Source organism: Erythrobacter sp. RANMB8 (assembly GCF_056848235.1).
In genome coordinates this window covers 191,548-212,133 of record NZ_JBREHG010000003.1, presented here as the reverse complement: position 1 = coordinate 212,133, position 20,586 = coordinate 191,548, and the positions used below count along the sequence as shown (strand labels likewise).

Annotated in this window: 17 protein-coding genes; 3 read left to right on the top strand and 14 right to left on the bottom strand. The window is 65.6% G+C overall.

Going from position 1 to position 20,586, the window contains the following annotated elements; all coding sequences use genetic code 11:
* Positions 1-69 precede the first annotated feature (69 nt).
* The 4 genes from ACU0AG_RS07295 to ACU0AG_RS07280 are packed head-to-tail and all read right to left on the bottom strand — an operon-like array spanning position 70 to position 6,141.
* Complete coding sequence (locus ACU0AG_RS07295) at positions 70-1,584, bottom strand: tryptophan halogenase family protein (protein ID WP_482781595.1); 1,515 nt, start codon at positions 1,582-1,584, stop codon at positions 70-72.
* Between the two features lies 1 nt (position 1,585).
* On the bottom strand, positions 1,586-2,629 hold the full coding sequence (locus tag ACU0AG_RS07290) for a LacI family DNA-binding transcriptional regulator (protein ID WP_482781594.1): 1,044 nt from the start codon (positions 2,627-2,629) through the stop codon (positions 1,586-1,588).
* A gap of 9 nt (positions 2,630-2,638) precedes the next feature.
* Positions 2,639-4,291, bottom strand: coding sequence for an alpha-glucosidase (locus ACU0AG_RS07285; RefSeq protein WP_482781593.1), 1,653 nt, complete (start codon positions 4,289-4,291; stop codon positions 2,639-2,641).
* Positions 4,291-6,141 carry an alpha-amylase family glycosyl hydrolase gene (locus ACU0AG_RS07280; protein ID WP_482781592.1) on the bottom strand — a complete coding sequence of 617 codons (1,851 nt, stop codon included), beginning with the start codon at positions 6,139-6,141 and terminating at the stop codon, positions 4,291-4,293. The genes ACU0AG_RS07285 and ACU0AG_RS07280 overlap by 1 nt, the downstream gene beginning before the upstream one ends.
* Positions 6,142-6,447: 306 nt before the next feature.
* Between ACU0AG_RS07280 and ACU0AG_RS07275 the strand changes: the two genes are divergently transcribed.
* From ACU0AG_RS07275 to ACU0AG_RS07265, 3 genes are read left to right on the top strand one after another with little or no spacing between them, the layout of a single operon-like run.
* Positions 6,448-7,992: an MFS transporter gene (locus ACU0AG_RS07275; RefSeq protein ID WP_482781591.1), complete on the top strand. Its 1,545-nt coding sequence runs from the start codon at positions 6,448-6,450 to the stop codon at positions 7,990-7,992.
* Positions 7,989-9,356: an alpha-amylase family glycosyl hydrolase gene (locus ACU0AG_RS07270; RefSeq protein ID WP_482781590.1), complete on the top strand. Its 1,368-nt coding sequence runs from the start codon at positions 7,989-7,991 to the stop codon at positions 9,354-9,356. Before ACU0AG_RS07275 ends, ACU0AG_RS07270 begins: the two co-directional genes overlap by 4 nt.
* Positions 9,357-9,389: 33 nt before the next feature.
* Positions 9,390-11,462: a glycoside hydrolase family 97 protein gene (locus ACU0AG_RS07265; protein WP_482781589.1), complete on the top strand. Its 2,073-nt coding sequence runs from the start codon at positions 9,390-9,392 to the stop codon at positions 11,460-11,462.
* A 593-nt stretch (positions 11,463-12,055) separates the two neighbouring features.
* On the opposite strand, the gene hemA is transcribed toward ACU0AG_RS07265, so the two are convergent.
* The 10 genes from hemA to bchL form a co-directional block, all read right to left on the bottom strand.
* Positions 12,056-13,276: a 5-aminolevulinate synthase gene (gene hemA, locus ACU0AG_RS07260; protein WP_482781649.1), complete on the bottom strand. Its 1,221-nt coding sequence runs from the start codon at positions 13,274-13,276 to the stop codon at positions 12,056-12,058.
* Positions 13,277-13,299: 23 nt separating this feature from the next.
* Positions 13,300-14,079: a putative photosynthetic complex assembly protein PuhE gene (gene puhE, locus ACU0AG_RS07255; protein WP_482781588.1), complete on the bottom strand. Its 780-nt coding sequence runs from the start codon at positions 14,077-14,079 to the stop codon at positions 13,300-13,302.
* Positions 14,073-15,134, bottom strand: a complete 1,062-nt coding sequence (gene acsF, locus ACU0AG_RS07250; protein ID WP_482781587.1) for a magnesium-protoporphyrin IX monomethyl ester (oxidative) cyclase — start codon at positions 15,132-15,134, stop codon at positions 14,073-14,075. Before acsF ends, puhE begins: the two co-directional genes overlap by 7 nt.
* Positions 15,131-15,439, bottom strand: a complete 309-nt coding sequence (locus ACU0AG_RS07245) for a hypothetical protein (RefSeq protein WP_482781586.1) — start codon at positions 15,437-15,439, stop codon at positions 15,131-15,133. Before ACU0AG_RS07245 ends, acsF begins: the two co-directional genes overlap by 4 nt.
* Positions 15,439-15,924 carry a photosynthetic complex assembly protein PuhC gene (gene puhC, locus ACU0AG_RS07240; protein WP_482781585.1) on the bottom strand — a complete coding sequence of 162 codons (486 nt, stop codon included), beginning with the start codon at positions 15,922-15,924 and terminating at the stop codon, positions 15,439-15,441. Before puhC ends, ACU0AG_RS07245 begins: the two co-directional genes overlap by 1 nt.
* Positions 15,921-16,682: a photosynthetic complex putative assembly protein PuhB gene (gene puhB, locus ACU0AG_RS07235; protein WP_482781584.1), complete on the bottom strand. Its 762-nt coding sequence runs from the start codon at positions 16,680-16,682 to the stop codon at positions 15,921-15,923. Before puhB ends, puhC begins: the two co-directional genes overlap by 4 nt.
* Positions 16,673-17,479 (bottom strand): photosynthetic reaction center subunit H, encoded by an 807-nt coding sequence (puhA, locus tag ACU0AG_RS07230; RefSeq protein ID WP_482781583.1) that lies wholly within the window; start codon positions 17,477-17,479, stop codon positions 16,673-16,675. The genes puhB and puhA overlap by 10 nt, the downstream gene beginning before the upstream one ends.
* A gap of 73 nt (positions 17,480-17,552) precedes the next feature.
* Positions 17,553-18,989 (bottom strand): BCD family MFS transporter, encoded by a 1,437-nt coding sequence (locus ACU0AG_RS07225; protein ID WP_482781582.1) that lies wholly within the window; start codon positions 18,987-18,989, stop codon positions 17,553-17,555.
* On the bottom strand, positions 18,986-19,690 hold the full coding sequence (gene bchM, locus ACU0AG_RS07220) for a magnesium protoporphyrin IX methyltransferase (RefSeq protein ID WP_482781581.1): 705 nt from the start codon (positions 19,688-19,690) through the stop codon (positions 18,986-18,988). The genes ACU0AG_RS07225 and bchM overlap by 4 nt, the downstream gene beginning before the upstream one ends.
* Complete coding sequence (gene bchL, locus ACU0AG_RS07215) at positions 19,690-20,586, bottom strand: ferredoxin:protochlorophyllide reductase (ATP-dependent) iron-sulfur ATP-binding protein (RefSeq protein ID WP_482781580.1); 897 nt, start codon at positions 20,584-20,586, stop codon at positions 19,690-19,692. The genes bchM and bchL overlap by 1 nt, the downstream gene beginning before the upstream one ends.

The following is a 20,586-nucleotide window of genomic DNA, read 5'->3' as shown; positions in this document are numbered from 1 at the left end:
CTAGACCCCCTCTAGACCCCTTTTAGGCCCCTTTCAGGCCTGTTTGGGGCGATGTTTCACGTGAAACAATCAGGCCGCTGAAAGCGGCGGGGCGGGGCAGTGGCGGGCGATGAAATCGGCGTGGGACGGCATCGCCGCCACCGCTTCCTCCATCGCGGCGCGCACCTGCGCCAGCCGCTCTGCCACCGGCACTTGCGATCGCATCGCGGCCAGCGCCGGGGCCTGCTGCGGCACGATCCCCTGACCCAGATAGACCGCAATCCAGCTGGGGTTGGCGAACAGCTCCTGCCCGTCAGCCACCAGCATTCCATGGGCGGTGAAATGGTCGATCTTGTATTGCAGGCTGTCGGGGATCGCCATGGCGGCGGTGTAGCGCCACAGCGCGGAATCGTCCCTTGTGCTCGCCTTGTAGTGGAGGATCAGGAAGTCGCGGATCAGCTCGTATTCGCGCGCGGTTTGCGCGTTGTATTCGCGCGATAAAAGCGGCGACATGGCGCTGTCGGGCAGCAGCGCGATCAGGCGCAGGATGCCGTACTGGATGAGGTGGAGCGACGTCGATTCCAGCGGCTCCATGAACCCTGCCGAAAGCCCGATCGCGACGCAGTTCTTCCTCCAGAATTCGCGCCGCTTGCCGGTCACGAAGCGAAGCGTGCGCGGGTCGGCCAGCGGCTTGCCGTCAAGGCTGGCAAGCAGCTCCGCCGTCGCCTCGTCCTCCGAGATAAATTCGCTGCAATGGACATAGCCGTTGCCGGTGCGGTGCTGGAGCGGGATGCGCCATTGCCAGCCCGCCGGTTTGGCGGTGGAGCGGGTGTAGGGGGTGAACTCCCCCCGCTCGCAGGGCACGGCAACAGCGCGATCGCAGGGCAGCCAGTGCTGCCAGTTGTCGTAACCGGCCGCCAGTGCCTCCTCGATCAGAAGCCCGCGGAAACCGCTGCAATCGATGAAAAATTCGCCCTCGATCCGCACACCGCTGTCGAGCGTGACGGCCGCGATGAACCCGTCCTCGCCCCTCAGACTGACGTCCACGACCTTGCCCTCAAGGCGGGTCACGCCCCGGTGTTCGGCAAAGCGCCGCAGGAAGGCCGCGTAAAGCCCCGCATCGAAGTGGTAGGCATAGTCGAAGGTCGACTGGATCAGGCGGCGATCGGGCGAGGGGTGGGTGAAACGCCCCGCCTTCGCCATCGCCCAGCACATCGAAAAATCGTCAATCGGGCCGGCAACGCGCCCTTCCAGGCTCTCGCGCATCCAGTGGTGGTAGAAGGGCACGGAATCGAATTCCGCGCCATACTGGCCGAAAGGGTGGAAATAGCTGTGCCCCTGCCGCCCCCAGTCGACGAACTGGATGCCGAGCTTGAAGCTGCCCTGCGTCTCGCGCACGAAGGTCGCCTCGTCGATGCCGAGGCGGCGGTTGAAGTGGCGGATCGGCGGGATGGTCGCCTCGCCCACGCCGACGGTGCCGATCGCCTCGCTCTCGATCAGGGTGATGCGGCAATCGCGCCCCACGGCATCGGCCAGTGCTGCTGCGGTCATCCACCCCGCGCTGCCGCCGCCGACGATCACGATGTGTTGCAGCGGCGCCGCCATGTTACCCCCCGCAGCTCTCGCGGATCAGCAGGCTGGTTTCCAGCCGCTGCGAAATCGCCGGGCCATCGCCCTTGTCGATCAGCTTCGACACCAGCATCCGGCCTGCCAGATTGGCGTCCTGATCGATGGTGGTCAGCTGCGGGGTGACGAGGCGGGCGGCGGGGATGTTGTCGTATCCCACCACCGAGACATCCTCCGGCACCCGCATCCCCGACCGCGTCAGCGCCCGGATCGCGCCGATGGCGATCAGGTCCGACGCGGCGAACACCGCATCGAAGCGCAGCCCCCGCGCAATCGCGCTGCGCATCGCGGCTTCGGCCGAGTGCACCTCGAAATGGGCGGGCACGACCAGTGCATCATCGAGCGGGATGCCCGCCTGCGCCTTGGCCTGCTTGTATCCGCGATAGCGCTGTTCGGCTTCGGGCGCTTCGGTATCGCCGAGGAACAGGATCCGCCGCCGGCCCAGCCGCGCAAGGTGCGCGGTTGCCCGCCGGCCGCCGGCGACATTGTCCGATCCGATGGCGCAATATTGCGCGTCGGGAAATTCGGCCCCCCATACCACGAAGCGGTCATCGCGGGCGGCGAGCGCGTTGAATTCGTGGTGGAGCGAGCTTTGCCCGATGAAGATCACCCCGGTCGCCCGGCTGGTGCTCATGGCGTAATCGAGATCCTCTCCCGCCCGCGGGCTGAGGTGGCTGATCAGCAGGTCGGCATTGCGTTCGCGTGCCGCCTCGGCGATCCCGGCGAGCAGTTCGAGGAAGAACGGGTCGGACACCCGGCTGTCGCGCGCCTGCGGGGCGGGGACGACCACGGCGATGGTGGCATCCGCGCCGATCGGCCCGCTCGGCATGCTGGCGCGAAACTCGTAATCATGGGCGCGGGCAATCTGCCAGATCTGCTGCTTGGTGCGCCGCTTGACCGAGGGACTGTCGTTCAGCGCGCGGCTGACGGTCGAGATCGAAACCCCTGCCTCGCGCGCGATATCCTCCAGCGTGGCGCTGCGCCGTGACGCAGGGGACTGGGGCGGGGGCGGGTTGTCGGCCATGCCGGGGTTCTAGTGTCCTTCCACCGCCCAGTAACCGCTGCCGGGCGCCAGCATGTGCGGGATCGCGGCATCGTGGCCGACCGCGCTCTCGCTGGCAAGCAGGCGCGCCTGCCCGAAGGCTTCGGGGGGCGACCATTCCACAGCTGTCTCGCCAAGGTTGAAGGCGCACAGCACGCGTGCCCCGTCGCTGCTGCTGCGCAGGAAGGCGACGATATCCTCCGGCGTGTCGAGCAGCGCGATATCGCCGCTCACCAGCGCCGGAAAACCTGCGCGCAGGCGCAGCAGGGCGCGGGTGTAAGACAGGGTCGATCCGGCATCGGGTGCCTGCCGGTCGGCGGCGAGCGGGGTGTGCGCCGGATCGAGCTTCAGCCAGGTGCGGTTGGCGCTGGAAAAGCCCGCTTGCGGCGCGTTCGCCTGCCAGGGCATCGGGGTGCGCGCCCCGTCCCGGCCCAGCGTGTGCGGCCAGTTGGCGATGGCTTCGGGGTCTTGCAGATCCTCGAAGGCGACATGGCCCTGCGGCAGGCCCAGTTCCTCGCCCTGATAGATGATCGGATTGCCGCGCAGCGACAGCAGCAGCATCAGGCCGAGGCGCGCGGCGCGGGCGTGGTCGCCGTCCACCGCCCAGCGGGTGACGAAACGCGGCGCATCATGGTTCGAAAAGGCCCAGGAAGGCCAGCCCTCGCCATCCTCCCCGCTCCACTGCGACAGGCTGGCGCGCACCAGCGGCGCGGTCAGGCGCGGGGCATAGAGGAAATCGAAGTTATAGGCGCTGTCGAGCCGCTTGCCGCCCGCAGTGAAGGCCTTCATCTCCGCCAGCGGCTCCGGCCCGCCGACTTCGGCGACAGTGAAGCGGCCCGGAAACTCGTCGATCGCGCTGCGGATGCGTTCGAGGAAGGCGACGATATCGGGGTGCGACTGGTTGTACTGCTTCACCTGCATGTCGAACGGGCGGGTGACCAGTTCCATCGGCGTGCCCGACGGCGGATTGTCGCGCAGGTTCGGGTCATGCATCGCAAAGTTCAGTGCATCGAGCCGGAAGCCATCGACGCCGCGCCGCAGCCAGAACCGCGCCACATCCAGCAGCGCGTCCTGCACATCGCGGTTATGCACATTGAGATCGGGCTGCGAGGTCAGGAAATTGTGGAGGTAATACTGCTTCCTCGGCCCGTCCCACTGCCATGCCGATCCGCCGAACACCGACTGCCAGTTCGACGGCGGCGAACCGTCGGGCTTCGGATCGGCCCAGACATACCAGTCGGCCTTGGGATTGGTGCGGTCCCTGCGGCTTTCCTGAAACCACGCGTGTTCATCCGAGGTGTGCGAATAGACCTGATCGATGATTACCTTGAGACCCAGCGCGTGGGCCTTTTCGATGATCCGGTCGAAATCCTCGAAGGTGCCGAAAGTGGGGTCGATCCCGCAGTAATCGGCCACATCATAGCCGAAATCGCGCATCGGGGAGGTGAAGAAGGGCGAAATCCAGATGCCGTCAACGCCGAGGTCGGCGATGTAATCGAGCCGCTCGACAATCCCGGCAAGGTCGCCGATGCCGTCGCCGTTCGTATCGCGGAACGAACGCGGGTAGATCTGGTAGATGACCGCGCCCCGCCACCATGTCAGCGGGTGGGCGGCGGCAGGCGGGGTGGCAAGAGCGGTTGCCATTACTTGTCAGTCTCCAGAATGCAGGCGGCAAAGCCGAAGGCAGGCAGGGTCACGCGCATGGTGCCGGGGGCTGCGAGCGCCGACGGGCAGGTGCCCAGCAGCGGCGCAACTCCGCGCGCGCGGTAGCTGACCTCGACATTGCGCGAAAGTGGTGATGCACCGGTGTTGAACGCCACCAGCACGCGCTGCCCGCTGGCCGGATCGTGGCGCTCCACCGCGAGCAGACCGGGCGCGGCTTCCTCGAAGGCGCGCACCGTGCTGAGCCCGCGCCGCAGGGCAGGGCTGGCGGTGCGGGCCTTGGCCAGATCGGCGATCAGGCGGTAGAGCGGGTGCGCGGTATCGAAATTGCTCTGCGCGGTCGTGGCCGAAGTGCCGACGAGGCGGTTGTCGTTGTAGACATCGACCTTGCTGGGGAACATGTCCTCGCGCGCCAGCTGGTCATTGCCGTCCGAGATGAAGCCCTGCTCGTCGCCGTAATAGACGGTGGGCACGCCGCGCAGGCCGAACATCATCGCATGGCCAAGCTGCACGCGGGCGAGCAGGGTGTCTGGATCGTTCGATCCGCTCATCTCGCGCACGAACATCGCAAAGCGCCCGAAATCGTGGTTGCCCAGAAAGGTCGGCAACCCCAGCGCGGTTTGCGCGCCGCCGGGGTAGATCGCGTCCTGCTGGAGGAATTCCGCCATCAGCCGGGGCGGCGCCTTACCGCTCGCGACCATCTGCGCGGCCTTGGCGAAGCCCATGTCGAGCGCATAGGGAAGCCCGCTTTCCGCCATCACCTGCGCGGCGAGCGTGGCGTCGGGCTCCTCGAAGGCGATTTCGCCGAAGATGTGGAAGTGATCGATCCCCTTCGCTCTGGCGCGGGCGAGCATGGCGGGGACGAAGGCCTGCCAGAACTGCGGGTTCACGTGCTTGGCGGTGTCGATGCGGAAGCCGTCGATGCCGTAATCGTCGATCCACGCGCCGAAGATCTCGATCATCCCGTCCACCACCCGCGGGTTTTCGGTGGCGAGATCGTCCAGCCCCGAAAAGTCGCCATAGACCGAGCTTTCGCCGATCCAGTGCGAATTGCCGCGGTTGTGGTAAAGCGTGACATCGTTGAGCCACGCCGGCACCTTCACGTTCTTCTCCGCCTCGGCCACCACAGGGGTGTAGGCGAAAGTAGGATCAGTGAGCTGCGCCCAGTTGGCGGGATCGGGATTGTCGTCGCCGGCAAAGCCTTCGTTGATCGGCGCGCCATCCGGGCCGCCGCGGCGCGAGAAGGGGTATTCGCCCTTGCTGCGGTAGGCATAGCCAGTGGCCTCGCCCTCGGCATAGTCGATCACGTCGGCGGTGTGGTTGGTGATGATGTCCATATAGACCTTCATCCCGCGCGCATGGGCGGCATCGACGAAGGCCTTGAATTCGGCATTGGTGCCGAAATGCGGATCGACGCTGGTGAAATCGGTCACCCAGTAACCGTGGTATCCCGCGCTTTCCTCACCCGGTTTGCCCTGCACGGGCTTGTTCCTGAAGATCGGCGCGAACCAGATCGCGGTGACGCCCATGTTCTGGATGTAATCGAGCCGCTGCGTCAGGCCCTTGAGGTCGCCGCCGTGATAGAATCCCTTGTGCGCAGGGTCGAACCCGTGCTGCAGCGGGCCGCCCTTCAGCCCGCCGCGATCATTTTTCGGATCGCCGTTCTCGAACCGGTCGGGCAGCACGAAATAGATGATCTCGTCTTCCAGCCCGCGCTCGGCAAGCGGTGCCGGGGCCGGTGAAACCTGTGCAGGCGCGGCCGGAACCGGACCTCCTGCAAGCGTGGTGGTGGCGCAAAGCGCAGCGGCAAGACCCGCGAAGATTCGCAACATGACCCAACTCCCTCCGCTGCGGGTTGTGACATTGTGGGCAGAATTTTGCAAATCTTTGTGAAGGGCGTGTGCGGCCTGAAGATGGGCAATTAAAGCCCTAAAAATCATTGAAAATAATACTTATGCACCGCTCGGGAAGCAATTTTCAGAGAGAAATTTCCAAAGTTTCTTGCAAATTTTTGCAAGGCGTCCAGACTGTAGCGGGCAAGGGCCGGGCATGCGATCGGGCGCAAGACCTGCGATGCTACAGCCTGCAAGCAGCCGCGTCATCCCTCCGGATGGCAAGCGGGGAGGGGATATTTGACGATGACGCAAGCCGGTCAAAAGCCTGCGCTGAACGCAGGCCAGATCTGGAACATGAGTTTCGGGTTTCTGGGAATCCAGATCGGGTTCGAGCTTCAGAACGGCAACGTCAGCCGCATCTTCCAGACATTGGGCGCGGATGTCGGCAGCCTTGCGATCCTGTGGATCGCCGCGCCGATGACCGGGCTGATCGTGCAGCCGATCATCGGCCACCTTTCGGACAAGACGTGGAGTCCGCGTTTCGGCCGCCGCCGGCCCTTCTTTCTCGTCGGCGCGCTGCTCGCCAGCCTGGCGTTGTTCGTCATGCCCAATGCGCCCGCCTTGTGGGTGGCGGCGGGGATGCTGTGGATCATGGATGCCTCGCTCAACATTACGATGGAGCCGTTCCGCGCCTTCGTGGGTGACAATCTGCCTGATCGCCAGCGGACCATGGGCTATGCCATGCAGAGCTTCTTCATCGGCACCGGCGCGGTGATTGCAGGCGCGCTGCCGTGGGTGATGACCAACTGGCTGGGCCTCAGCAATGTCGCACCGGCTGGCGAGATTCCGGAGACTGTGCGCTGGGCCTTCTACATCGGCGGCGCGGCGCTGCTGGCGGCGGTCGGCTGGACGGTATTTTCGACCAGGGAGTATTCGCCGCAGGAGCTGGCCGCGTTTGCTGCGGCAGACGGGGCGGCGGGCCTGAGGCCTGCCAGCGTGCTGCGCAGTGCGCGCCAGTTCGCCAGCGGCGGTGCGGCTTGGCTGGTCGCGGGCGCGATCATCGCTGCGCTGGTCGCGGCAGCACGGGGCGAAGGGCGTCCGGCGTTCCTCGGCACGATCGAAGTGGCGCAGGAGCTGTACGTGCTCGCCGCGCTGGTCGCCGGGTTCGGCGTGATCCAGCTGGTCGCCAGCGTGCTGCGCAGTCAGGGCCGCGATGACAGCGGCTTCATGGAGGTGGTGAGCGATCTCTTCGCCATGCCCGCGACCATGCGCCAGCTGGCCGTGGTGCAGTTTTTCAGCTGGTTCGCGATGTTCGCGCTGTGGATCTACGGCACGCCCGGGGTCACGGCCTACCACTTCGGCGCAAGCGATGCGGCGAGCGCTGCCTATCAGGACGGGGCCGACTGGTGGAGCCTGATGGGGTCGGTCCGCAACGGCCTTGCCGCCGCTGCCGCGCTCGGCTTTGTGGTGGTCGCTGCGAAGATCGACCGCACGCGGCTTCATGCCATCAACCTGACGCTCGGCGCGGCGGGATTTGCCGCGATGCTGCTGGTGCGCGACCCTGCCTTGCTGTGGGTTCCGCAGATCGGGCTGGGCATCGCCTGGGCCTCGATCGTTGCGCTGCCCTATGCGATCCTCGCAGGCTCGGTCCCCCCTGAGAAAATGGGCATTTACATGGGGGTGTTCAATATCTTCATCGTGGTGCCGCAGCTGCTGGCGGCGACGCTTCTGGGCTTTCTCGTGACCAATATCTTCGGCGGCGAGGCGATCTATGCGATGGTGATCGCGGCGGTCAGCTTCGTGCTAGCGGCGGCAGCGACGCTGCTGGTGAAGGAGCAGGCGGCATGATCCGCGCCGGTCTTTCGCTGCTGGCGGCGACCATGCTTGCCGCGCCCGCGCTGGCGCAGCCCGACTATATTCCCCGCGATGTCGTGGCAGTGACCAACGCCGGTTGGACGCGGGACGCGGTGCTCTACCAGCTCAACACCCGCCAGTTCACGCCGCAAGGCACCTTCGCCGCCGCGCAAAAGCAGCTGCCGCGTCTGGCCGCGATGGGGGTGGACATCATCTGGCTGATGCCGATCCATCCCATCGGCGAGGCGAACCGGAAAGGTGCGCTCGGCAGCCCCTATGCGGTGCGGGACTACCGCGCGGTCAATCCCGAACTGGGGACCGAGGCCGACTTCCGCGCCTTCGTGGACGAAGCGCACCGGCTGGGGCTGAAGGTGATCCTCGACTGGGTCGCCAACCATTCGGCCTATGACAACCCGCTGACGGCGAGCCACCCCGAATGGTACACCCGCACGCCGGAGGGCGCGCTCACCAGCCCGGCCGGCACCGACTGGTCGGACGTGGCCGACTTCGATTACTCCCAGCCTGCCCTGCGGCGCTACATGACCGAAAGCCTCGTCTACTGGGTGCGCGAATTCGGGATCGACGGTTATCGCGCCGATGTCGCGGGCTATGTCCCGACCGACTTCTGGGAAACCGCCCGCGCCGAACTGGACAAGGTGAAGCCGGTGTTCATGCTCGCCGAATGGGAGCAGCGCGATCTCCATGCCCGCGCCTTCGATGCGACCTATGGCTGGGGCTGGAAGGAGGCGATGCAGCGCCTCGTCAAAAGCGGCGAGGGGGCGGGGCCGATCCGTGGCTATTACGCCGGACAATCCGAAACCTGGCCGCACGCGGCGATGCGCATGGTCTACACCGAAAACCACGACCAGAATTCGTGGGACGGGGTGGCGGCGGACATCTACGGCCCGGCGTACGAGGCAGCGATTGCCCTGTCCTTTGTCGGCCCGGGCCTGCCCTTGGTCTACAACGGGCAGGAGGCTGATAATGACCGGCAGCTCGCCTTCTTCGAGCGTGATCCGATCGTCTGGCGCGAGGGCCGGCACGCGGCGCTGTTCGAACAGCTGATCGCGCTCAAGACCGCGAACCCCGCGCTCCACAATGGCCGTTTCGGTGCGCCGCTGGTCGAGGTGCCGACCAGCGCTGCTGCCGATGCCTTCGCCTTCACGCGGGGCAAGGCGGGAGAGCGGGTGTTTGCGATCTTCAACCTCTCGCCGCGCCCGCAGCAGGTGCGCTTCGAACAGGCGCGCCATCACGGCACATTCACCGACGCGCTCGGCGGCGCGGGTGCGACCTTCAGCGGCGGCGAGACGATCGACCTTGCCCCGTGGGGCTTCCGGATTTTCACAGAAACCAGGTGAGGCGGCAAGACGATGCCGCGAGGAGAGGGACGAATGACGAAACACTGGAAACCCCTTGTTGCCATGGCGGCGCTCGCTTGGGCCGCAGCGCCGGCCCATGCCGAAAGCCTGATGCTCGCCTCGCCCGATGGCCGGATCACCGTGACCGTCAGCGACGATCAGGGACAGGCGACCTACGCCGTCAGCTTCGAGGGCGAACAGGTGATCGCGCCGTCGAAACTGGGAATGCTCTTCGCCGACCACCACGGCTTCGAACGCGGGCTTGCCATCGCCGGATCGGCCCGCGCCTCGCAGGACACGACCTGGGAACAGCCGTGGGGTGAGCGGCGGCTGGTGCGTGACCAGCACAACGAGCTTGCCGTCACCTTCAAACCTGCCGACGGCCCCGACCGGCAGATGACCGTCCGTTTCCGCGCCTTCGACACCGGCATCGGCTTCCGCTACGAACTGCCCGAACAGGCGGCGCTGCAAGGCGATCTCAGCATTGTCGAGGAGCTGACCCAGTTCGGCGTAGGCGAGAAAACCACGATGTGGTACACGCCCTCCGACGAATTCAACCGCTACGAATACCTCACCCGCACCGGCCCGGCAGGCAAGGTCGACGATGCGCACACCCCCGCTACCTTCCGCAATGAAGCCGGCATCCATTTCAGCATCCACGAAGCCGCACTGGTCGATTACTCCTCGATGTCGCTGGGCGCGCTGCGCCCCGGCAATTTCGAAGCACGCCTGCGCAACTGGTCGGGCGGGCCGAAGGTCAAAACCCGCGCCCCGTTCAAGTCGCCCTGGCGCACCATCCAGATCGCCCGCGAAGCCATCGGCCTGATCAATTCGGACATCATCCTCAACCTCAACGAGCCCAACAAGCTGGGCGATGTGGCGTGGGCGGAGCCGGGCAAATACATCGGCATCTGGTGGGCGATGCACATCAATGAACGCAGCTGGGGCCGCGACAAGATCCACGGCGCGACGACGGAGGAAACCAAACGTTACATCGATTTTGCCGCCAAGCATGGTTTCAGCGGCGTGCTGGTGGAAGGCTGGAACATCGGCTGGGACGGTGACTGGTTCAACAATGGCGATCTGTTCCGCTTCACCGAACCCATGCCCGATTATGACCTCGCCGAGCTTGGCCGCTATGCCCGATCGAAGGGCGTGCGGCTGATCGGGCACCATGAAACCTCGGCCAACATCACCAATTACGAAGCCCAGATGGAGGCCGCCTTCGATCTGATGCAAGCCAACGGCGTGCGGGCGGTCAAGACCGGCTATGTCGCCGATGCGGGCGATGCGGTGCGGGTGGATGACAAGGGCATCCGCCGCTACGAATGGCACGACAGCCAGTTCATGGTCGGCCACCACCTGCGCGTGGTCAAGGCGGCGGCCAAACGCCAGATCGCGATCAACGCGCATGAGCCGGTCAAGGACACGGGCCTGCGCCGGACCTATCCCAACTGGATGACCCGCGAAGGCGCACGCGGGATGGAGTTCAACGCCTGGGGCACGCCCCCCAATCCGCCCAGCCACGAGGCGATGCTGGCCTTCACCCGGATGCTGGCGGGGCCGATGGATTTCACCCCCGGCATCTTCGATCTCAAACCCAACGAGCGCCCGCCGGTGCGGCCCGATATCCCCCGCGGCGACCCGTCAAATCGTCCGCAGACGACGCTGGCCAAGCAGCTGGCGCTCTATGTCGTGCTCTATTCCCCGCTGCAAATGGCCGCCGATCTGCCCGAGAATTACGAAGCGCGGATGGATGCCTTCCAGTTCATCAAGGATGTCGAGGCCGACTGGGAGCAGTCGGTCGCGCTGGCGGGCGAAGTGGGCGAATATGTCGCCTTCGCGCGGCAGGGGAGGAAGTCGAAGGAGTGGTTCCTCGGCGCGGTGACGAACGAGGACGCCCGCGACCTTTCCGTGCCGTTGTCCTTCCTCGAACAGGGCCGGACATACCGCGCCCAGATCTACCGCGACGGGCCGGATGCGCATTGGGATACCAACCCCTATGCGCTGGTGATCGAGGAGAAGGTCGTGACCGGCGGCGAGAATTTCGCGGTGCGGCTGGCATCATCGGGCGGGGTGGCGGTGCGCTTCATTCCGGTGCGCTGACCATCATGTCGGTGACAAAGGTGACACTCTGTCACCTTTGTGCCGACAGCCTATCCCTCTGAAACGCAACAGGATAACCGGACATCTGTGGCGCGGACGGACAGGGGAACGGGGCCGTTTTCGCCCTGCGGCGGTCGTGCGACCACCCTGCCGGTGATGGGAAAGAGCCGGTGCAGGCTAGCGGCTGGCGGGGATGTAGGAAACCGCCCCCACCGCGTCGCCCCGTGCCTGCCTGCGCCGGGGCAGGCAAGTTCGGGGCGAGGGTTGAGGGGTAGCGGCTTTGGCCTCGCTTTGGCAAAATGCGGGCATTCCGGAGGCGACCCCGGAGCGGTCGAAGCACGCGCCCACCCCCAGCCCCTCCCGCACGCGGGAGGGGAGCGAGACTTGGCGGCTTTGCCGCCTAGTCGCAGCGGGGTGGGCATTGCGTCGGGCGGCCGAAATCCACCCATAACCAGCTACAAGCAGCGCCGGCGCGCTGCCCTGAAAGGCGCCACCCGGCGCTCCGGCATGAAAAAGGGGCGGACGCCGCCCCCACGGCATCCACCCCCGCTCCCGTCCAAGGGAGAGCCGGTAATCTCTAACTCAGGGAAGCCTCAGGCCGCCTTTTCCATCCGGGCGAGTTCGCAATGCGACCAGATCTCGGAAAGGGCCTTGATCAGCCGGTCGATATCGCCATCGGTGTGGACGGGCGAGGGCGTGACGCGCAGGCGCTCGGTCCCCACCGGCACGGTCGGGTAGTTGATCGGCTGCACATAGATGCCGTGGTTGTCCATCAGCCAGTCGCTGATCATCTTGCACTTCTTGGCGTCGCCCACCATCACCGGGATGATGTGGCTCGGGTTGTCGAGGTGCGGGATGCCCATCAGGTCGAGCTTGCGGCGCACCTGCGCGACGCGCTCCTGCTGCAATTCGCGCTCGGCGCTGCTTTCCTTCAGGTGCCGGATGCTCGCCGCCGCGCCGGCTGCGATGGCAGGCGGCAGCGCGGTCGAGAAGATGAAGCCGCTGGCGAAGCTGCGCACAAAATCGACGAGGTTGGCGCTCGCCGCGATATAGCCGCCCATGACGCCGAAGGCCTTGCCGAGCGTGCCTTCGATCACGGTGATGCGGTCCATCAATCCTTCGCGTTCGGCAATCCCGCCGCCGCGCGGGCCGTAGAGGCCGACCGCGTGGACTTCATCGATATAGCTCATCGCGCCGTGCTTTTCGCACACGTCGAGGATGTCGGCGATGGGGGCGATGTCGCCGTCCATCGAATAGACGCTTTCAAAGGCGACCAGCTTGGGCACTTCGGGGCCATATTGCGACAGCAGCTCGTCGAGGTGCGCCGCATCATTGTGGCGCCACACCTTGTAGGGTGCACGGCTGTGGCGGATGCCTTCGATCATCGAAGCGTGGTTGAGCGCGTCGGAGAACACCACGCAGCCCGGGATCTTGCTCGCCAGCGTGCCGAGGCCCGCCCAGTTCGAAACGTAGCCGGAGGTGAACAGCAGCGCGGCTTCCTTGCCATGCAGGTCCGCCAGCTCCTGTTCGAGCAGCACGTGATAGTGGTTTGTGCCCGAGATATTGCGCGTGCCGCCCGCGCCCGCGCCGCATTCGTCGAGGCATTCATGCATCGCTTCGAGCACAGCGGGGTGCTGGCCCATGCCGAGATAGTCGTTTGAACACCACACCGTCACCGCCTGCGTCTCGTCGGCGACAAAGCGGGTGGCGTGGGGGAAGCGGCCGCGGTGGCGCTTGATATCGGTGAACACCCGGTAACGTCCGTCTGCGCGCACTGCATCGAGCTCGCCGGCGAAAAAGGCTTCGAAGTCCATCGGGTATTCCTTGTTGTCGATTGTCATGTCTTGATTTTCCGCCGGGGCAGAGCCCAGCCCCACAGCATCCCGTCACGGAAGGGAAGGGCCAGAAACAGGTGTTCGAGCGCGCCGAGCAGGCACAGGGTGAACAGCAGGCTCGCGCCCACCATTTCCGCACTGCCCGCAGGGGCCGCAAGCGCGAGGCTGGCAAACCATGCCGTTACCGCCAGGATGGCCACGATCGAGGCAGCCAGCAGCACGGTCATCCGGTTCGGTCCGAAATAGGTTTTAAGATAGGCCAGCTGATCCGGCAGCATCTCCGACGTCGAGTTGGGAACGCCGACGAACAGATTGATTTTCGAGGTCAATCTAAGGCCGAACAGCAGCACGAACACGGTCGCGCCGATCTGGTTGGGCGCATCCCACGACAGCGAGATCAGCAGCAGCGCCGTCACCGCAAGGGCGACTTCGTGGTGCATCACGGTCGCGCTCGCCTGCCGGAAGCGGGCGACGCCGGTCAGCGCCGGATCGGCCACGCCGCGCCGCGGGCCTGCCGCAGCACCGGTGAGGAAGCTGATTTCGTGCCACCCCCACACCATCAAGGCCCCCATGAAGGCGACATAAACCGCCCCGACCGCGACCGAGAATGAGGCAAACAGGATCAGCAACAGGCCCGCGATTCCGCAGCCCGCCCCGATGGCGAGGCTTTTGGAGAAGGTCGTGCTTTCACGGTTGTCCGCCCAGGCAATCAGCCCGGTTGCGACAAACCAGATCGCCACCGTCACGATGAACGGCACAATATGGCCGGTCCAGCTTACCACGCGGGCTGAAGCCGGATCGAGGCGGGCAGGGCCTGCGAGCGGGCGGGCAGCAGATAAAGCCCGGCAAAGTTCAGCGCGGCGCTGGCCATGCCGGACACGCGCATCGCCCATCCGGTGATGCCGCCGCGTTCCTTGCCATCGTCGATCCGGCGCGAGGCGCGCAGCAAGCCTTCCATGCGGGCACGGAAAGCCGGGCTGTCGATATCGACTTCGACCGGGAAGACCTGACGGCTGATCTGGTTGCAGATGTCGAACACGCGGTAATCATATTCGGTCGGATCGATGCCCAGCGCCTTGTGGAATTCGGGCCGCGAATGGTCGCGCACATACATCGTCGCATAGACCGACAGGATGAAGAATTTGACCCACAGCTTGTTCGCACCGGTCAGCAGCTTGGGATCGGCGCGCAGCAGCATGGCGAAAGCCTCGCCATGGCGGAACTCGTCGTTGCACCATTCCTCGAACCAGTCGAAGATCGGGTGGAACTTGTTCTGCGGATTGCGCGCCAGGTGGCGGTAGATCGCGATGTAGCGGGCATAGCCGATCTTCTCGGACAGATAGACCGCGTAGAAGATGAACTTCGGCTTGAAATAGGTGTATTTCTTGGTCTTGGTCAGATAGCCCAGATCGACCCCGATACCGGCATCCTTCAGGCTTTCGTTGATGAACCCCGCATGGCGGCTTTCGTCGCGGGCGAGCAGGCGGAACAGCTGCTTCACATCCGGGTTCTTGGTGCGCCGCGCGATTTCGGCATAGAGCACGCAGCCCGAAAACTCGCTGGTCATCGAACTGACGAGGAAATCGGTGAACTCCTTGCGAAGCGGCGGCTCCAGCCCCTCGATCACGCCCTTGAAGCTGTCATTGTGCTTGAAATGCAGCTTGTTGGGATCGCCCACCATGTCGGCGATCAGCACATCCCATTCGGCGCGCACGGGGCTGACATCGATCGCGTCAAGCGCGTCGAAATCGGTGGTGTAGAAACGCGGGGTCAGCATCGTGTCCTGCGTTGCCAGCGCCATCGCCTCTTCGCTGGTCATCGGCTTGTAGGCGTTCATTTGATCCTCCCGGCGTTGAAGCTGACTTCGTAAAGTTCGCTGAGATCGAAATAGGCGGCGAGCTTCGTTACCGCGCGCACGACAGGTCCGGCGCGGGTGACGGTGGCGGTGCGGGTGAAGACCTCGCGGCTGCCAAAGGGTATCTGGATCGGCGCGCCGTGCACGCGCACCTTGTCGCCCGGTTCCATGCCGATATCGGCGGGCAGTTCGACATGGGCGTGAAAGGCTTCCGAACTCTGCTCGACCGTGATCGTGCAGGGCGTATCGAAGGAATGCGAGACCAGTCCGGGGATGCGCACAGCCATCAGCGGGCGTCCTTCGGCGGCAGCAGATCGGCATAGACGCGGCGGTTGACCGCGCCGAAGGCGTCGGTTTCGATGCTGACGCCGGTGACCGGATCGTGCAGCGTCAGCCCGCCATTGTCCCATTCGGTCAGCCGGAAGGCGACTTCGGGTCCGATATTGCGGATGCGGCGCTGGTGGACGAGGCTGCGCATGCTGGCGCGCACGAACCCGCCCTCGCTTTCGCGGAACCGGGCGAGCACTTCGGCGGTCGCGCCGTCTTCCACGCGCACCGAGCCATCGGGTTCGTCGAAAAAGCGCAGGGTGCGCTCTGCCACCGGCTTCACCCCGGCTGCAGCACGGGCCTCGGCCGGGACGGACTGGCGTTCGAAAAAGCCGAGCGTGACCGACGCGGTCAGCGCCAGCGAGATCGCCACAATCCCGCCCATCAGGTAGAGCGGCACCTTGTGGACGGTAACCTCGTCCTTTTCGTATTCGCGCACAATCATGCGGGTGCTCCCTCCAGACCCTTGTCGCCAAGACCCGGCTCGCTGCGACGCGGCGCCGGAGCGGCACGGCCTGCATGACCCTGTTGGGCGTTGGCGGCAGGGCTATCCTTGATCTCGATCAAATTGCGCTCGATCTCGCCGAAGCGGGCGCGGGCGTCGGCGATCATGCGGGCGAGGCCCGCCGCGTCGGGCACGGCGCGCAGCATCGGCTGCGGGTGGGCAAAATGCCAGGGGCGCACATGCGGCCACAGCAGCACGGTGCCGAGCATCCGCTCGCCCGCCAGTTCGAGCGCGATGTCGCCGTGATCCTTGCCGCGGGGCCGGAAATGCGCCGCCTCGACCTGCTTGAGCGGAATGTTGATCCGCGTTTCGATGGCCATGCCGATGCGCATGATCAGGCGGGCATCGGTCAGGATGTAGAGCGTGCTGCGCGCGCTGAGCCAGGCGAGCATGTAGAGAATGGCGAGCAGTGCCGTTCCGAGCACCGCGGCCACCGCCGCCGCATCGGGCTTGTCCGTGGCAAGCGCGATGATGATCAGCAGGCCGAAATAGAACGCCAGCTTGTGCGTGTGAAAGGCGGTGCGGGCCAGTTGCCCCAGCGCCGGTCGGCCTTTCCACAGCACCTTTTCATCGGGCGCGGGCGTGCCCATGGGGTCGCCAAAGGCCTTGGGGCCATCGTTCTCCAGCGCCGAATGATCATGGCCGGCGGGCAGCGGCGTTTCCGCCGCTGCGCCGCCTGCTGCCGGGTTCAGATCCATGCTTCCGACCTTTCCGGCGTCGCATACATATAGCCGCCGCCGAAATAGGCCTGGATGCGGTCTTCTTCGTAGCGGGTGATGATGCCTGCGGTTTCCAGCGCGGGCACATCTTCGAACTGCGCGGCGGTGATCGCGTCGATCTCGACGAATTCCTTCTCGTCGCTGGTGGTCGGCAGGATCTTGCCCAGCAGGCTGTTGCCATGCACCACGGCCACCATCATCGGGGCCAGCACCTTCTTGCCGCTGGTGGTTTCCACTTCGAGATAGCGGATGATGTGTTCGGCCTGATCGACCCAGATGTCGCTGACCGTGCCCGCGTTCGCGCCATCGGCGGCAACCACCGGCCAGCCGATCAGCTGCGGATCATTGGGCGAGACGATCAGTTCGTGGCTGTCGGCGATCGGCACGATGCGCGGGCGGCCATCGAAGGTGAGGTCGGGATACTTCGAACGGTTGGCGAAGGCCGCCGGGCCCATGCCGTCCTTCATCGCATTGCCGGTCGGCACCCACGGAGCGCCGGCCGCCTTGAACGATTGCACGGCAGGCACGTTGATGTCGTCACGGGCGACGTCTTCGGGGACATAGGTGCCGCGGCCGTTGGGCAGGTTGAAGACCTTCTTTTCGCCGTCGAACAGGCTGCCGGGGTGGATCTTGCCGGTTTCCTCGTCCTCAAGCGGGTAGCCTTCGCGGCGGCTTTCCTTGTTGAGGTAGAACACCAGCGCAACGAAAAAGCCGAAGAACAGCAGAAAGGCGAGTTCGGCAACGTCGAGCGTTCCGACGATATAGGCAGCGTTCATTTCACATTCCTCTCATGGAACAGGCCGGCGATGGCGGCGCCGGCGGGGATACGGTACGGGCGGGCAGTGGTAATCATGTCGGAAACTCCCTCAGCCCGAAGGGCTGGCTGGGCGGTTCGTCGGCATCGGAAGGGCGGCGGCGCTGAGGGCCCACCAGCGGGCCGATCGCTGCCAGACCGGCAAGCAAAAGGATGATTTCGAGGGTGTAGACCGTGCTGTAACCGCTGGCGCGGGTGGCCATGCTGGCAGCCTCGCCGCCGCCTGCCATGGCTGCGACAAAATCGCGCAGCAGGCCGCCGATGGCGATCCCCGCACCCGCGCAGGTCGCCTGCACCGCGCCCCATGCGCCCAGCGCGAGACCGGCGGTTTCGGTCTTGGCGATGCTCATCGCCTCCATCAGCGTCCCGACCGAGAACAGGCCCAGCCCGATCCCGATGGTGAGCGCGCCGCCATAGAGCATCACCGGTGCCGAGAACGGCCCGGCAAACAGCACCAGCAGGAAGGCGTTGATGCCGATCACAAGACCGGCGCCGGCCAGCCGCAGCGGATCCCAGTGGCGTTCGAGCAGGCGGCCCGACACCATGAACCCGATCAGCGAGCCCAGCGCCCATGCCCCCGTCAGCCCGGTGGTCGCCCCGACCGACAGGCCGAGGATTTCCCCGCCATAGGGTTCAAGCAAGGCATCCTGCATCGCAAAGCCCGCCGCGCCGATCCCGATTGCGGTCAGCAGCCGGGCATTGCGGCCGTCGCGCACGAAGGCCTGCCACAGCTTCGAGAAATCCGGCCTCTCGCGGTCAGGAGCGGTGATCGCGGGATTGCGCGCTTCCTGCTTCCACAGGGCGGTGATGTTGAGCACCATGGTCAGCACCGCGGTGCCCTGGATCACCTGCACCAGCCGCGTCGGGCTGTAATCGATCAGCAACCCGCCGATGACGAAGGCGGCAAACATCATGCCGACCAGCAGCATCACATAAAGCAGCGCCACGGCGCGCGGGCGCTTGTCTTCGGGCGCGAGGTCGGTCGCCAGCGCGAGGCCTGCGGTCTGGGTGACATGAAAGCCGATGCCCGTCAGCAGGAAGGCGGCAGCAGCGGCCACCATGCCCAGGTTGAAATCTTCCGGCTGGTCGAGCAGCAGCAGCGCGAAGGGCATGATCGCCAGCCCGCCGAACTGCATCATCGTGCCGAACCAGATATAGGGCACACGCCGCCAGCCCAGCACCGAACGGTGGGTGTCGGACTTGTGCCCGATCAGCGCGCGGAACGGGGCAACCAGCAGTGGCACGGCGATCAGCAGCGCGACCAGCCATGTCGGCGTGCCAAGCTCTACCACCATCACGCGGTTCAAGGTGCCGTTGAGCAGCACCATCGCCATGCCGACACTCACCTGGAACAGCGCCAGCCGCAGCAGGCGGCCGAGCGGCAGGTCCACACTTGCCGCGTCCGCAAACGGCAGCATCTGGAACACCAGCGCTGTCCAGTGCGGCGGGGAAGGGCGGACCGGGCGGGTCATCCGTGACGCACCAGTTCAAGCGCCTGCGACTTGTAAAAGCCGCTGGAAATGCGCTGCGTGCGGCCGATGCTCCAGCCCGAAAGCCGCGCCAGGCGGTCGCGCAGATCGTCCTCGCTGACCGGGACGATCGCGGGCGAACGGTCGGACTTGGGGAAGAACTTGCCGACTTCATGCATCGCGCTCAGCAGCCTTGTGCGCGGCGCGAAGGTGAACAGGATGCTGCCGGTGGTGCGCTGCGCCAGCTGGCTGAGGGCATCGACCAGATCTTCGGGCTGGTAGTGGATCAGCGAATCCATCGCCACGACATGGGCAAAGGTGCCCAGCTGCGGATCGAGCATGTCGCCGCTGCGCCAGTGGATGCGCCCGTGACCGATGAAGGAAGGCGTGCGCTGGCGGGCGACCTCGACAAGGCCCGCCGCCACGTCGATGCCCGTCACTTCCGCGCCCCGGCAAGCCGCCGCCACGGCCAGCGATCCGGTGCCGCATCCGGCATCGAGCACCTGTGTGCGCCGCAGATCGGTCGGCAGCCAGTCCAGCAGGGTTGCCCGCATCGCATCGCGCCCCGCCCGCACCGTGGCGCGGATGCCGCTGACCTTGGCATCGGAGGTGAGATCGATCCACGCCTGCCGCGCGGTGCTGTCGAAATAGGTCGCCAGCGCCTCGCGGCGGGTGTCGTAATCGGAGGGGAGCCGCGTCGCCATCACTCGAACCCCAGAAAGTCGAAGATGTCGCGGTCCTTCATCGGCTGGGCCGCCGAAGGCTCGACACCCGCCCAGAGCATCGCGGCGAGGCGCAGATATTCGTTCTGCGCGGCGACCACTTCGGGATCGTCGCCCATTTCGAACAGGGTGCACTTCTTCAGGCGCGAACGGCGGATCGCATCGACATCGCGGAAGTGCGCGAGGCGCTGCATCCCGATCTTGTCGCAGAACCGGTCGATCTCGTCGGTTTCGCGGCTGCGGTTGGCAACCACACCGGCCAGCCGCACATCGTAGTTCTTCGATTTCGCCGAAATCGCCGCCACGATCCGGTTCATCGCGAAGATGGAGTCGAAATCGTTGGCCGCCACCACGATTGCGCGCTCGGCATGTTGCAGCGGAGCGGCAAAGCCGCCGCACACCACATCGCCCAGCACATCGAAGATCACGACATCGGTTTCTTCGAGCAGGTGGTGCTGCTTGAGCAGCTTCACCGTCTGCCCCACGACATAGCCGCCGCAGCCCGTGCCCGCCGGAGGCCCGCCAGCCTCGACGCACATGACCCCGTTATAGCCTTCGAACATGTAGTCTTCGGGCCGCAGTTCCTCGGAATGGAATTCGACCGTTTCCAGCACGTCGATCACCGTCGGCATCAGCTTCTTGGTGAGCGTGAAGGTGCTATCGTGCTTGGGATCGCAGCCGATCTGGAGCACGCGGTGGCCGAGTTTCGAAAAGGCTGCCGAAAGGTTCGAGGAGGTGGTCGATTTGCCGATCCCGCCCTTGCCATAGACCGCGAAGACCTTGGCCCCCTTGATCTTGTCGGCGGGATCGAGCGCGACCTGCACCGATCCCTCGCCATCGGGGGGCGTGAAGCTGGAGCGGGGGTTGTGCAGGTTCAT

Bases quoted from the DNA above. Each gene is read 5' to 3' on its own strand.
- bchL (WP_482781580.1), bottom strand. From the start codon at position 20,586: ATGAACCTGCACAACCCCCGCTCCAGCTTCACGCCCCCCGATGGCGAG.
- ACU0AG_RS07285 (WP_482781593.1), bottom strand. From the start codon at position 4,291: ATGGCAACCGCTCTTGCCACCCCGCCTGCCGCCGCCCACCCGCTGACA.
- ACU0AG_RS07290 (WP_482781594.1), bottom strand. From the start codon at position 2,629: ATGGCCGACAACCCGCCCCCGCCCCAGTCCCCTGCGTCACGGCGCAGC.
- ACU0AG_RS07225 (WP_482781582.1), bottom strand. From the start codon at position 18,989: ATGACCCGCCCGGTCCGCCCTTCCCCGCCGCACTGGACAGCGCTGGTG.
- puhA (WP_482781583.1), bottom strand. From the start codon at position 17,479: ATGAACGCTGCCTATATCGTCGGAACGCTCGACGTTGCCGAACTCGCC.
- acsF (WP_482781587.1), bottom strand. From the start codon at position 15,134: ATGAACGCCTACAAGCCGATGACCAGCGAAGAGGCGATGGCGCTGGCA.
- ACU0AG_RS07280 (WP_482781592.1), bottom strand. From the start codon at position 6,141: ATGTTGCGAATCTTCGCGGGTCTTGCCGCTGCGCTTTGCGCCACCACC.
- ACU0AG_RS07265 (WP_482781589.1), top strand. From the start codon at position 9,390: ATGACGAAACACTGGAAACCCCTTGTTGCCATGGCGGCGCTCGCTTGG.
- ACU0AG_RS07295 (WP_482781595.1), bottom strand. From the start codon at position 1,584: ATGGCGGCGCCGCTGCAACACATCGTGATCGTCGGCGGCGGCAGCGCG.
- ACU0AG_RS07245 (WP_482781586.1), bottom strand. From the start codon at position 15,439: ATGGCTGTGCGCATCCCCGGACTGGTCTCGCATTCCTTCGATACGCCC.
- ACU0AG_RS07270 (WP_482781590.1), top strand. From the start codon at position 7,989: ATGATCCGCGCCGGTCTTTCGCTGCTGGCGGCGACCATGCTTGCCGCG.
- hemA (WP_482781649.1), bottom strand. From the start codon at position 13,276: ATGGACTTCGAAGCCTTTTTCGCCGGCGAGCTCGATGCAGTGCGCGCA.
- bchM (WP_482781581.1), bottom strand. From the start codon at position 19,690: ATGGCGACGCGGCTCCCCTCCGATTACGACACCCGCCGCGAGGCGCTG.
- puhC (WP_482781585.1), bottom strand. From the start codon at position 15,924: ATGATTGTGCGCGAATACGAAAAGGACGAGGTTACCGTCCACAAGGTG.
- ACU0AG_RS07275 (WP_482781591.1), top strand. From the start codon at position 6,448: ATGACGCAAGCCGGTCAAAAGCCTGCGCTGAACGCAGGCCAGATCTGG.
- puhB (WP_482781584.1), bottom strand. From the start codon at position 16,682: ATGGATCTGAACCCGGCAGCAGGCGGCGCAGCGGCGGAAACGCCGCTG.